At 30.4% G+C, this 12456-nt stretch carries 11 protein-coding genes and 11 tRNA genes; 19 read left to right on the top strand and 3 right to left on the bottom strand.

The window, feature by feature from the left end; all coding sequences use genetic code 11:
• Positions 1 to 4 precede the first annotated feature (4 nt).
• From VK071_07410 to VK071_07360, 11 genes are all read left to right on the top strand, one after another.
• Positions 5 to 91, top strand: a tRNA-Tyr gene (locus VK071_07410).
• Between the two features lies 1 nt (position 92).
• Positions 93 to 166 (top strand) — tRNA-Gly (locus VK071_07405).
• A 13-nt stretch (positions 167 to 179) separates the two neighbouring features.
• A tRNA-Arg gene (locus VK071_07400) sits at positions 180 to 256 on the top strand.
• A gap of 6 nt (positions 257 to 262) precedes the next feature.
• A tRNA-Gln gene (locus VK071_07395) sits at positions 263 to 339 on the top strand.
• A gap of 161 nt (positions 340 to 500) precedes the next feature.
• A tRNA-Lys gene (locus VK071_07390) sits at positions 501 to 576 on the top strand.
• Between the two features lie 6 nt (positions 577 to 582).
• A tRNA-Ser gene (locus VK071_07385) sits at positions 583 to 673 on the top strand.
• Positions 674 to 686: 13 nt separating this feature from the next.
• Positions 687 to 778: transfer RNA gene (locus VK071_07380), tRNA-Ser, on the top strand.
• A 24-nt stretch (positions 779 to 802) separates the two neighbouring features.
• Positions 803 to 877, top strand: a tRNA-Trp gene (locus tag VK071_07375).
• 31 nt (positions 878 to 908) lie between these two features.
• Positions 909 to 985, top strand: a tRNA-Ile gene (locus VK071_07370).
• A 4-nt stretch (positions 986 to 989) separates the two neighbouring features.
• A tRNA-Phe gene (locus VK071_07365) sits at positions 990 to 1065 on the top strand.
• Between the two features lie 16 nt (positions 1066 to 1081).
• Positions 1082 to 1158 (top strand) — tRNA-Ile (locus tag VK071_07360).
• Between the two features lie 156 nt (positions 1159 to 1314).
• On the opposite strand, the gene VK071_07355 is transcribed toward VK071_07360, so the two are convergent.
• Positions 1315 to 2301, bottom strand: coding sequence for a ribonuclease H-like domain-containing protein (locus VK071_07355; protein HLR35135.1), 987 nt, complete (start codon positions 2299 to 2301; stop codon positions 1315 to 1317).
• Between the two features lie 99 nt (positions 2302 to 2400).
• On the opposite strand from VK071_07355, the gene ggt reads away from it, so the two are divergent.
• The 6 genes from ggt to VK071_07325 all read left to right on the top strand — a co-directional run bounded on the left by ggt (position 2401) and on the right by VK071_07325 (position 8723).
• Positions 2401 to 4002, top strand: a complete 1602-nt coding sequence (ggt, locus tag VK071_07350; protein HLR35134.1) for a gamma-glutamyltransferase — start codon at positions 2401 to 2403, stop codon at positions 4000 to 4002.
• A 21-nt stretch (positions 4003 to 4023) separates the two neighbouring features.
• The gene (locus tag VK071_07345; protein ID HLR35133.1) at positions 4024 to 5460 is read left to right on the top strand and encodes a hypothetical protein; all 1437 of its coding nucleotides are present in this window, start codon (positions 4024 to 4026) and stop codon (positions 5458 to 5460) included.
• Positions 5461 to 5529: 69 nt separating this feature from the next.
• Complete coding sequence (locus tag VK071_07340) at positions 5530 to 6534, top strand: acyl-CoA dehydratase activase-related protein (protein ID HLR35132.1); 1005 nt, start codon at positions 5530 to 5532, stop codon at positions 6532 to 6534.
• Positions 6506 to 7615 (top strand): 2-hydroxyacyl-CoA dehydratase, encoded by a 1110-nt coding sequence (locus tag VK071_07335; GenBank protein ID HLR35131.1) that lies wholly within the window; start codon positions 6506 to 6508, stop codon positions 7613 to 7615. The genes VK071_07340 and VK071_07335 overlap by 29 nt, the downstream gene beginning before the upstream one ends.
• Positions 7590 to 8576 (top strand): acyl-CoA dehydratase activase, encoded by a 987-nt coding sequence (locus tag VK071_07330; GenBank protein HLR35130.1) that lies wholly within the window; start codon positions 7590 to 7592, stop codon positions 8574 to 8576. The genes VK071_07335 and VK071_07330 overlap by 26 nt, the downstream gene beginning before the upstream one ends.
• A 21-nt stretch (positions 8577 to 8597) precedes the next feature.
• Positions 8598 to 8723, top strand: a complete 126-nt coding sequence (locus VK071_07325) for a hypothetical protein (protein HLR35129.1) — start codon at positions 8598 to 8600, stop codon at positions 8721 to 8723.
• A gap of 37 nt (positions 8724 to 8760) precedes the next feature.
• Here the strand turns inward: VK071_07325 and VK071_07320 are convergent, their stop codons facing one another.
• Entirely contained in the window at positions 8761 to 9792 is a 1032-nt protein-coding gene (locus VK071_07320; protein HLR35128.1) for a hypothetical protein, read from the bottom strand.
• Positions 9793 to 9940: 148 nt separating this feature from the next.
• On the opposite strand from VK071_07320, the gene VK071_07315 reads away from it, so the two are divergent.
• Positions 9941 to 11005: a hypothetical protein gene (locus tag VK071_07315; GenBank protein ID HLR35127.1), complete on the top strand. Its 1065-nt coding sequence runs from the start codon at positions 9941 to 9943 to the stop codon at positions 11003 to 11005.
• Positions 10996 to 11199, top strand: coding sequence for a hypothetical protein (locus VK071_07310; GenBank protein ID HLR35126.1), 204 nt, complete (start codon positions 10996 to 10998; stop codon positions 11197 to 11199). The genes VK071_07315 and VK071_07310 overlap by 10 nt, the downstream gene beginning before the upstream one ends.
• Before the next feature lie 107 nt (positions 11200 to 11306).
• On the opposite strand, the gene VK071_07305 is transcribed toward VK071_07310, so the two are convergent.
• Positions 11307 to 12302 carry an asparaginase gene (locus VK071_07305; protein HLR35125.1) on the bottom strand — a complete coding sequence of 332 codons (996 nt, stop codon included), beginning with the start codon at positions 12300 to 12302 and terminating at the stop codon, positions 11307 to 11309.
• Positions 12303 to 12456 lie beyond the last annotated feature (154 nt).

Genomic DNA, 12456 nt, shown 5'->3' with positions numbered 1-12456 from the left:
TTTTGGAGGAGTGCCCGAGTCTGGCTAAAGGGGACGGACTGTAAATCCGTTGGCTTTGCCTTCACTGGTTCAAATCCAGTTTCCTCCACCATGCGGGTGTAGCTCAGTGGTAGAGCCCCAGCCTTCCAAGCTGGTTGCGAGGGTTCGATCCCCTTCACCCGCTCCATAAAAAAGAATATGCACCTGTAGCTCAGCTGGATAGAGCAACGGATTTCTAATCCGTGTGTCGGGGGTTCGAGTCCTCCCAGGTGTGCCATAGTCTTGGGGTGTAGCCAAGTTGGTAAGGCACTAGACTTTGACTCTAGCATTCCGTAGGTTCGAGTCCTACCACCCCAGCCATTATTTTCTAAAATAAATTATATATACATGACCCATTAGCTCAGGCGGTATAAGCAGAGAACCCAAATCATGCTTTTGGATTTGGTGTGAATCGCTTAGTCCGAACCACTAATGTTAAATGAAACTATTAATTGAATATTGTAATTAGATTTAATGATTATGACCCATTAGCTCAGGCGGTAGAGCACCTGACTTTTAATCAGGGCGTCCGGCGTTCGATTCGCCGATGGGTCACCAGTATTAGGAGAGGTACCGAAGAGGTCATAACGGGGCGGTCTTGAAAACCGTTGGGGTCTTATGGCCCACGTGGGTTCGAATCCCACCCTCTCCGCCAATTATGTAGGCGTGGAGAAGTACTCAAGCGGCTGAAGAGGCTCCCCTGCTAAGGGAGTAGGTCCTTCAATAGGGCGCGAGGGTTCAAATCCCTCCTTCTCCGCCAAAGGTACCAATGTTAATTGGTTGTAGGGGTGTAGTTCAGTGGCAGAACGTCGGTCTCCAAAACCGAATGTCGTGGGTTCGAGTCCTGCCACCCCTGCCATATATATTAAGAGATTTGGTACCATTAATTGGGGCCTTTAGCTCAGTTGGTTAGAGCGCCCGGCTCATAACCGGTAGGTCTGGGGTTCGAGTCCCTGAAGGCCCACCACTTTGCCCAGATAGCTCAGTCGGTAGAGCAGGAGACTGAAAATCTCCGTGTCGGTGGTTCGATTCCGCCTCTGGGCACCATGTAATTTAATAATTGGGGCCTTTAGCTCAGTTGGTTAGAGCGCCCGGCTCATAACCGGTAGGTCTGGGGTTCGAGTCCCTGAAGGCCCACCAAGAAAAGTAGACCATTTTGTGGTCTACTTTTTATTTATTTTAAAAGTTAAATTTATAATTCAATTTTTTCAAAAGAAACTATGAGCTTTTATATAAAAAGTAATCCGGCTAAACATTTATATATATCTATATTAGCAAACTTACTAATAGGTAGACTTATTGATTTTCCAATATAGATTCCATAATACTTCTTATTAGGTTTTTAATATTGTTTATTTGAAAATTCTTATCTATTTTTATAGGAATCAAATGTTTAGGTAAATTATATTTTGATTCATCCTCTATATTATTTATGTGAAGATTATTTTTATTGTCTATATATAAGCATGTCTCATTTGTAGAGAGTAATCCTTCTTTAAATTCTATTTCTATAGAAAGATGATTATTGTTTGGAATCCAATTAATATTATAATTCTTACCATAAAATATAATGGGGTCCATGTCTGAATTTTTTTGATAGCAAGTAATTTCTAACATATCTCCTTTTGTTTTAAAAGTCTCTATTATAATGTCTATATCTTCATCCTTTAAAAGAATAGACACTGTTTTCTCTTTTTCAATAATATCAAATATTTTAAGGACTTTAGGTAAATAGATTAAATCCTCATAATTATGTTGTAGTATTAAATTTTTATGGTTTTCATTTTTTGTATTTAAATATTGATAGTAAGAGGCAATACAATCTTTGCCACTCAATGTATCTATTCTATTAATTCCAACAAACTCCTCTACTGACTCTAATTTTAAACTATCTAAATTGAGAAAAAGATTCTCTTTCTTAATAGTTTTATATATATCAAAACTATCTATATCGTATATAGAATATTCTATATTGTATTTTTTAAACTTATAATTTAAAAAGCTAATATCAAAATTATCTCCATTATAAGTAACTATTGTATCAAAAGGCTTTAAAAAATTGGCTAATGCTATAATGAGATTCTTTTCTTCAGAAAAGTTATTAGCAAAAAATTGTTTTACGTACCAATAGTCATTGGCTTTATACATAACACCTACTAAATATATAATATTTTTAGTTCGACTAAAACCTGTAGTTTCAATATCTAAAAAGCATATATTCGTATTTTTAAAGTATTTATTTATTTTATCATCCCTACTATATTTATTATTAATAACATCCATATAAATTCTCCTTTTATTAATTTAGTGATATAATCAATATGATTATGTAAATTATATAGCTTATTTTAGAAATATACAAATTGATATTGGAGGTATAGTATGAATTTCTGTTTTTCAGAATATGAATATTCGTCTCAAAGAACAGTAGTATTTGGAAGAAAGGGTATGGTTGCCACTACTCAACCTTTAGCATCTCAGGCTGGATTAGAAATATTAAAGAATGGTGGTAACGCTATTGATGCTGCTATTGCAACTGCTGCATGTCTTACAGTTGTAGAGCCAACCTCTAATGGTATTGGTGGGGATGCTTTTGCAATAGTTTGGACCAATGGTAATATATATGGTTTAAACTCAAGTGGACCATCTCCTAAAGCTATCAACATAGATAGTGTAATAGGAAAGGGCTATAAAAAAATTCCACAACATGGATTTATACCGGTGACTATACCTGGACAACCTTATGGGTGGAAAGAATTATCTAGAAGGTTTGGGAAACTTCCTTTAAAGGAAGTTCTAGAACCGGCAATTGACTATGCAAGAAATGGGTTTCCAGTGTCCCCTATTGTAGCATATAATTGGCAAAGGGCTGCTAATAATTATAAAAGTAAATTAAAAGGTGAAGAATTCAAATACTGGTTTGATACTTTCACTATAGATGGACAAGCTCCTAAAGCAGGACAGATATGGCATAATAAGGATATGGCTAATACTTTAGAAGAGTTAGGAAGCACTAATTGTATGTCATTTTATAAAGGTGATATAGCAGAAAAAATTCATAAATTTTCAAAAGAACATGGTGGGTATATTAGAAAAAGTGATTTAGTTGAATATAAAGCAGAATGGGTTAAACCATTAAATGTTAATTATAGAGGTTATGATATTTGGGAGTTACCACCTAATACCCATGGTATAGTAGTTTTAATGGCATTAAATATACTGAAAAATTTTGATTTAAAAAAAGATGACTCAAAAACTTATCATCGCATGATTGAGGCTTTGAAACTAGCTTATGTTGATGGCCTTCATTACATTACAGATTTAAATAAAATGGGTATAGATTTAGATGAATTAATATCTAAAGATTATGGTATAGAAAGGGCTAAATTAATAAAAGATAAGGCTATTATTCCTCAGTTTGGTGTAGCTAATTCTGGTGGCACAGTTTATTTTGCTACCGCTGATAGTTCAGGTAATATGGTAAGTTATATTCAAAGTAATTTTACAGGTTTTGGTTCAGGATTAGTAGTTCCAGGAACGGGAATTAGTCTTCATAATAGAGGATATACTTTTTCCTTAGAACCAAATGCCCACAATAAACTTGAACCACAAAAGAAAACTTATCACACTATTATACCAGGATTTATAACAAAAAATAATAAGCCAATTGGGCCTTTTGGTGTTATGGGAGCTTATATGCAACCTCAAGGACATTTACAGGTTATGAATAATATATTTGATCATTGTCTAAATCCTCAAGAAGCACTAGATAAACCTAGATGGCAATGGATAGAGGATAAGACAGTTCTTGTAGAAAGAGATTTTTCTAAAGATTTAGTAGAAGAACTTAAAAGGATGGGACATAAAATAAAATACTCTAATGATATAGGTAGTTTTGGTAGGGGGCAAATAATATTGAAAGACAAAGATATACTTATTGGTGGAACAGAAAAAAGAGCAGATGGTTATATAGGGGTTTGGTAATATTTTGGAGGGAGGGTTATTATGAATGTAGATGACATAAAAGTAGAAGAGCTAAGAGATGATGAATTAAAAAATTATATCAAGAATATTAATGATGAACATCTATCTCATATTGGGCACTTATCATTATACTATTCTATTTATAATAGTATACTTTTAATTAAAGAGAAAGATGAAAAAGATTTTATAAAGTTAATTAAAAATAGGGGAGAAAGAGAATTAATAGAAAAACATTATAATGATTTAATTACAATTGTTAAGAATATAGATAATATTTTTTTAGATAATAAGGACAGAGATGAAGTTATAGAAAAAATATATAAAATTAGGAAAGAATTATATAATTATCTTGCATTACTTAATTCTTATATTATAGAGTTAGGATATGTCTATGAAACTTTTGACTATAGCATTAGACAAAGAATAGCCAAAAGTAAATATAAAAATCTACACTGGTCTGATTTAAGATTAAATGACTTTCTTCAAAATATTTTATCTTTTCTTCTAGAGAACACTGAAGATTATAATGAGTTTAATTATATATTAGGAACTATAATAAGCTTAACACCTTTTAGATTAACTAAAGAAAAGTTTACTGAAATAGTTGGGGATAGTTTAAGAAAAAGTTTAAAAGATATGCCTAAAAGCATAGTAGAAAATAAATTAGAAAAGGCAAAAAATGATTTCGATAGTAGTTTTGTCAAAGGCTATGGAATTAAATTTGATGATATTTTTAGGCAAGTTGAAAGTTTTAAGAAGTTTAATATAAAAAATATGACCATAGATGAATTAGAAAAAGAAAAGAAAGTAGTTAAGGAAATAATTTTAGATGTAGAAACTGTTGCTAATGCTGTAAGAAGCTTAGGCTTGTTAACTAATAAATTATATATATTATATATCCTTAAAGATATTATAAGAGTAAGTGATATAAATAAGGATATTTTAAATTTGGAGAATAAAAATGTTTTAACAGATTTAGAAAAACAAATTGATTCTTACGAAGATTCCATAATTAAAACTGTAGACTTTTTCCAAGAAATAAATAGGGAAGCTTTTAATCGTGGTATATCAATAGATGAGAAATTAAATGCTGAGTTAGAAAATACAAGAGAAATGTTAGCATATTATAATGATATATTTTTTGAAAAAGAGGATATTTTATATCCTAATTTAGATGATATACCTGATGAAAATTATATTGAACAAAATGTTAATAATTTTTTACAATATTTAAATAGAAATGTTAAGCATATGGGGAATCTGGAAAGAAAAATAAGGATGAAAGGTTTATTATTAAAACTTACAATTCCTTTTAGTTCCCCAGATAAATTTATGAATTATTTAGAAGGCTCTTTAAATATTAAAGTTACAAGTAAAGAAGAAATATTTCTAGCTATTGACGATATTCACTACTTTATGAATTATTTTAATGAGTATAAGATAAAAAAAGACAGTTAACTGTCTTTTTTTATGTTATACTTATTTGTTTTTTGACAATACTATATAAATGAAGACTGGAGGTATATTATGAAATATAAGGTAGGAATTCCGCGGGGAATGCTATTTTATAACTATTATCCCTTATGGAATGAATTTTTTAAGGAACTAGGTGTAGAAGTTGTTCTATCGTGTAAAACGAATAAAGAAATATTAGATAATGGTTCACTAAATTGTGTTGATGAAGCTTGTCTACCTGTAAAAGTTTTTCATGGTCATGTAGAATATTTAAAAGACAAAGTAGATTATATTTTTATTCCTAAAATTATGAGTATTGATCATATGGAATATTGCTGTCCAAAATATTTAGGATTGCCTGAAATGGTTTTACACAGTGTAGATCAATTGCCAGAAGTAATAGCACCAATAGTGAATTTAAGAAAATCTGAATCAAAACTTAAGAAATCCTTTCACAGTGCAGGTTCTTACTTTACGGATAGTAGATTAGAAGTAAGAAGTGCATATTTAAAAACTATGGACTTTTATAAAGGGTATAAAAGATTAATTACAAAAGGAATTATACCTATAGATGCACTAAAAATGTATAATAATGCTTTTAAAAATTTAAGTCCAAGTATTGATAAACAAGGTGAGAGTACTATTATGGTTCTGGGTCATTCATATAGTGTTTATGATGATTTTATAAGTATGAATGTTATTAAGAAATTAACTGATTATGGAAAAGATGTAATTACTGCTGAAATGATAGAGGATGAGATAATAGCCCATTATGCTAAAAAACTTCCTAAAAGAATGTTTTGGACCCATGGGAAGAGAATAGTAGGTTCAGCCTTTTACGCTTTAGAAAATAAAAATGTAGATGGAATTATATACATTTCAGCTTTTGGTTGTGGACTAGACTCGGTATTAGTTGACTTAATTGAAAGAAAAGCTAATAAGACTTCAACACCATTTGTTTTACTTACTATTGATGAACAAACGGGTGAGGCAGGTATAAATACTAGATTAGAAGCATTTTTAGATATGATGGAATGGAGGAAAAAAGATGAAGATAACTTTTCCACAATTAGGTAACGTATATATAGCTGCTAAAGCATTTATGGAAGAACTAGGACAAGAGGTGATACCACCACCTAGATGTAGTCAAAAAACTTTGGAGATTGGTACAAAATATTCTCCAGAAATGATGTGTCTACCATTTAAGATTAATATAGGAAATTATATTGAAAGTATAGAAAAAGGTGCAGATACAATATTGATAACAGGTAGTTGTGGTCCATGTAGATTTGGTTACTATTCTGTATTAGAAGAAAATTTATTAAGAGATTTAGGCTATGAAGTCGATTTTATTGTATTTGACCCTATATATGAAGGTGTTGGTAAATTAAAGAATAATATTGAAAAAATTTTTGATAAAAATAATATTAGGGGTATTGTAAAAGCTGGAAATCTTGGGTGGAAGCTAATACGTGGGGCTGATGAACTTACTCAGTTATCTAATGAAATAAGAGCATATGCCTATGATAGCTATGAAGTTGATATGGTTATGGAGGAATACTATAAGAATATATATGATGTCTATGGTGCTAAAGAAATGATTAATCTAATAGACCAAACAGTTTTGAAACTAAAAAACATAAAAATAAATGAAGACAAAAATCCTATAAGGATAGGAATAATAGGCGAAATATATACAATAATTGAGCCCTTTGTAAATTTAGAAATTGAAAGAAAACTAGGTCATATGGGTGTTTTAGTTGACAAGTCTCTAACACCAACTAAATGGGTAGAACATCATATTGCAAGATATCCATTTGGCTCTAAAGTAGAAAATAGGAAATATAAATTTGCCAAACCATATATTGAAACCTTAGTTGGAGGTCATGGAAGGGAAACCATTGGAAGTGCAATTTATTATTCCGAAAAAGGTTTTGATGGTGTAATTCATATATTACCATTAAATTGTATGCCTGAAATTGTAGCTAAAAGTATATTGCCAACAGTTCAAAAAGATTATGATTTTCCAATAATGACTTTAGTAGTTGATGAAATGACTGGGGAGGCAGGCTTTATAACAAGGATAGAAGCCTTTGTAGATTTGCTTGAAAAACGAAGGGAGACTAAAAATAATGAAGAATTATTATATGGGTATTGATGTAGGTTCTGTCAGTACAAATATTGTTTTAATAGATGAAGATCACAAGGTTGTATTTAATAAATATTTAAGGACTATGGGTAGACCAATAGACGTTTTAAAAGAAGGGTTAAAAGAGTTAAAAGAAGAAAAAGGAGAAGTAAATATTTTAGGAGTTGGTGTAACAGGTAGTGGTAGGTATTTAGCCAACCTAATAGTAGGAGCAGATATAGTAAAAAATGAAATTACATCTCATTCCGTTTCAGCTTTAAATCAATATCCTAAAGCTAAAACAGTTATTGAAATAGGTGGGCAAGATTCAAAAATAATTATTATTAGAAATGGAATAGTAGTAGACTTTGCAATGAATACTGTATGTGCTGCAGGAACAGGTTCTTTTTTAGATAGACAGTCTTTAAGGTTAGGGATAGATATAAAAGAATTTGGAAAAATGGCTTTAAAATCTACTAGTCCAGTTAGAATAGCAGGAAGGTGTGCTGTATTTGCCGAATCTGATATGATCCATAAACAGCAATTAGGACATAATTCTGAAGATATTATAAGAGGTTTATGTGAGGCATTAGTTAGAAATTATTTAAATAATGTAGGAAAAGGTAAGGAAATATTGGGGCCTATAGTATTTCAAGGTGGAGTTGCTGCTAATGAAGGAATTAAGAAAGCTTTTGAAATGGAGTTAGGGGAAGAGTTATTTATTCCAGAAAATTTTGGTGTTATGGGAGCTTTAGGAGTAGCATTAATAGCTAAAAGAGAGGTAAAAGGGAAAGGTAAAACTAACTTTAAGGGCTTAGATATAGCTGATGTTGAATATAGAGTTAAAGGATTTGAATGTGATGGGTGTGGAAACCTATGTGAAGTAGTGGAGGTTTTAGGAGATGGTAATATACTAGCTAGATATGGAGATAGATGTGGAAAATGGAGTAATTCTATAGATAAAGAATCTAAAGATATAAGATTAGCTTAACTTAACTTAACATTAATACTTATGGCAGTAGGAGCTAGTGGAGACTTCTTATTAAGTATCCATATTATAATAGCAATAATAATAACTTTTATTGCATCTAAAATCTTTAATAAATTAGGTATACCAGCTGATAACTATAGAAAGTAAAAAAAAAGATGCCCTAGGGCATCTTTTTAATTATTTATTATTCTTCAAAGTCTTCTTCAAGAGCTTCATCAAACTCTTCATTAATATCTTTTTCTAGTGAATCTCTTGTTTCAATTTCTCCTTCACCCTCAAGTGAAAATGTTCTTGGGCGAGGTCTAGGACATGGTTTTTTTTCTTCGTCAATTTGTTCAGGAAATAGGCTTGGGAATGTATTACAAATTGGTGATATCTCTGGTGATAATTCAGGGAAACCAGTTGAAAGTACACATAATTGTACAGGTACAATTACTTTCTTCTCACAAGATACACATATGGCTATTATTAAATTTGCTTTTACAGTACCACATTTAGGGTCAATGAATAAATCTCTTTGCAAGCTATTAGTAGCTAATCTTGTTTCACAGCTTAAATTACAGAATTCTGCAAATCTTGGTAAAAATGCTGAATTAAATACAGATGGTAAACATAATTCAAAGAAATTGGTCATAACTATTGGGGAAGTAAAAGGTGCAATTTCAGCTTTCGCTGTTAAAGTAACTTTGTGTCTTCTACGTCTACAATCTTGAATTATAACATCTATCTCTATAACTACTGTTCCAAAGATTTTCACAGTTTGCGTACCAAAAATTGGTGTTCCTTTACCCTTTTCATCACAGTCAGATGTATCAGCAAATATTATTTTTTCATTTTTCAATCCATCAGGACCTACAACAGTAACATCCTTTCCATTGCCATCTTCAACAAATTTACCACCTGATATTTCAGTTTTAGGAGAAACAGTCAAATTATCTTTATCATTAATATTCTTAGGATTGAAAAACTTTCTACATCTTACGTCTAATACTTTAACTATTCTATCATCTTTACTAAGGCGTGGTCTAAAGCTTAAATTAGTTACAGTTTTTAAAGATTGCATATTTACAAGAGTTGCATCATATACTTTTTGAACAAAAATTGGTTCAGTTCTTACGCCTCTAAGACTACCATCCCATTCACATCCAGTATTTCCTTTACAGCAATTTTCAGTTATACCAGCATCAATAGAATCTGGTTTTATTTTTGATTTCATTTTTTTCCCCCTTTCAAATTGGAGTTGTTACTCTTAATGTTAATATATTCTAGTTATTGCTTTTCTGTTACAAACTAAAAAACTAGCATATTTTAAAATTTGAGTAATAAGATTATATGAGGATTTATATTTAGGTGGTGACCAAAAAGTGACTTTTTATAATGATGAATTTATAATTGTTGTTGATAGTCTTAATAATATTTATATGTTTCAATGGAAGAATCAGTGTTTAAATTTATTTATTTTTAACTATATAACTCAAGAAGTAGAGAAGATAGTTATAACAGAGGACTCTTTAGAAGAATACGATGTATCTATAGATGACTTGGACAATATATATATTGTTTACCAGGATACCAATTACAATTTAATATTAATAATTTTAGAAGATAATAATCTAGAAAGAATAGAACTTACTGAAAAATCAGTACCATTGGTTAAAAATTTAAATATCCTAAATCATGCTAAAGATTTTCATATTATTTATTGTGTAGAAATGTTAAATAATGCAAATACATATGAAATATATCATCATTTATACAGTGATGAAAATTGGTTAACAAATAAGGTAGATGAAATAAAAGTTTTAAAACTACTTAATCCTTTTCAAATTGCTAGAAAAGATAATAAAATTATTATAAGTTACTATGATTATAAAGATAAAGAAGAAATATACCTAAAACATTTCAATTGTAAAGAAAGAAAATGGGAAGAAAAAATTCAATTGACTAGTGGAGGAAAAGTTAAATTATATTTAGATTTATTAATTATTGATGATAAAATAAATTTAGTTTATAGTGAAGAAGATGATGGGAATTTTGTTGTGAAATATGGAAGGTTTTCCATAGAAAGGGGTCATATAAATAAGGAAATAGAGGATACAATGTCTAACCCTGAAAATTGTTCTCATCCTACTATTATTTATTATAATAACAAGATATGGATTGTATGGTTAGAATATAATAATGTTCTGAGTAGGTTTAGTGAGAATATGGGAGAAAGTTGGAGTCCTATATACCTATGGAATGAATCAAAGAAGGAAGATATAATAAAATATAAATATATGAATATTAAAGATAAAGATAATAGAATTTTAAATAGCTCTTTTGGGAAAATGTATCCAGATATTTCTTTCATTGGCTTTGGACCTTTGGTTAATGTTAGGGAAGTTCCTCTAAAAAAAAAATTAGTAATAGAACCGAGGTGGTTTTAAACAAAGATGAGGGAGAAGATATAAAGGAAAAGGTTAGAAAGTTAGAGAAAATTAAAGAATTAGAAAAGATTAAAAAGTTGGAAAAGGTTGAGGAATTAGGAGAAAGAATTGAAAAATTAGAGGAAGAAGTAGAATATATTGAAAGATTTTTAAATAGGAGAACTAGAGGTTATTTCTTAAAAGGAAAAGATTAATAAATTTTCTAGTTTAGCTGTAGGGAGAGTATATAAGATACAGCTAAACTAGAAATTGTTTAAACAAGAATAAATGATTTAAAATATTAGAAGAAAAATAGTAAAATTTATAAGTTTATTCCCTCTTCAAAAAATATTCTAATTTTTTCTATATCATTAGTTTTACTTAAAGCTAACATAAGTTTAATCCTAGCTTTTTGTCCAGGTAAATTATTTCCTAATATAATTCCCAACTCTCGCAAATGTTTTCCTCCACCTTTATAGCCATAACTATCTAATACCCTACCAGTGGGGCATCTAGATACCATTATAACAGGTATATTATTATTTATACTTTTTTCCAAGCCGGGTATCATTTCAGGAGGTATATTTCCCCTACCTAAAGCTTCAATTACTATTCCTTTATAGTTATTTGAGATCATGAAATCAAATAAATCGGAGTTCATACCAGGGGCACATTTTATTAATCCTACTTTAGTTTCTATATCATCGGTTTCAATAAATTGTCTATTTACTATATTTCTATAAAAAATTACTTGATCATTATCAACTATTCCTAGGGGGCCAAATTCCGGTGATTTAAAAGTATCCAAGGATAAAGTGTTAGTTTTAGTGACCTCATTAGCAGCATTTACTTCGTTATTCATAACTACCAGTACGCCTTTGTTTCTTGATTCTTTAGAAGCAGCTGTACATATGGCAGCAGCAAGATTACTAGAACCGTCATATCCTAATTCGGAACTGTTTCTCATGGCTCCAGCCACAACAATTGGCTTCTTAGATTTCATTGTTAAATCAAGAAGATAGGCTGTTTCTTCTAGGGTATCAGTTCCATGGGTAATGACCACTCCGGCAATATCATCTCTTTTAACTATTTCTTTAACAACTTTTAAAAGCTCTATCATTAATTTAGGTGTAATATGGGGACTAGGTAAATTAGCAAAAGAAATAATTTCAATATCTGCAAAATCTTCAATATTAGTGACCATAGATATTATTTCTTCGCTAGAAAGAGCTGGAATAGCCGCTTGAATTCTAGGGTCGATCCTCATGGATATAGTACCACCAGTGAAGATAATGGCAATTTTTCTGGAATCAGACATAAAAAAACCTCCTTCGTATAATAAAGTCATAGTTTAAAAACTATATTTTCTTTTCTATCTCACACTTCTTGTGAGATAATAATTGTACAGATAGAGGTCGTAGTTAACCTCCTTGAAGCGTTGTCTTCCTTATTTAGGGTTACGCCTCTTCTTT

Source organism: Tissierellales bacterium, from assembly GCA_035301805.1.
Taxonomy (GTDB): Bacteria; Bacillota; Clostridia; order Tissierellales; family DATGTQ01; genus DATGTQ01.
This window is presented reverse-complemented; position numbering and strand designations above follow the sequence as displayed.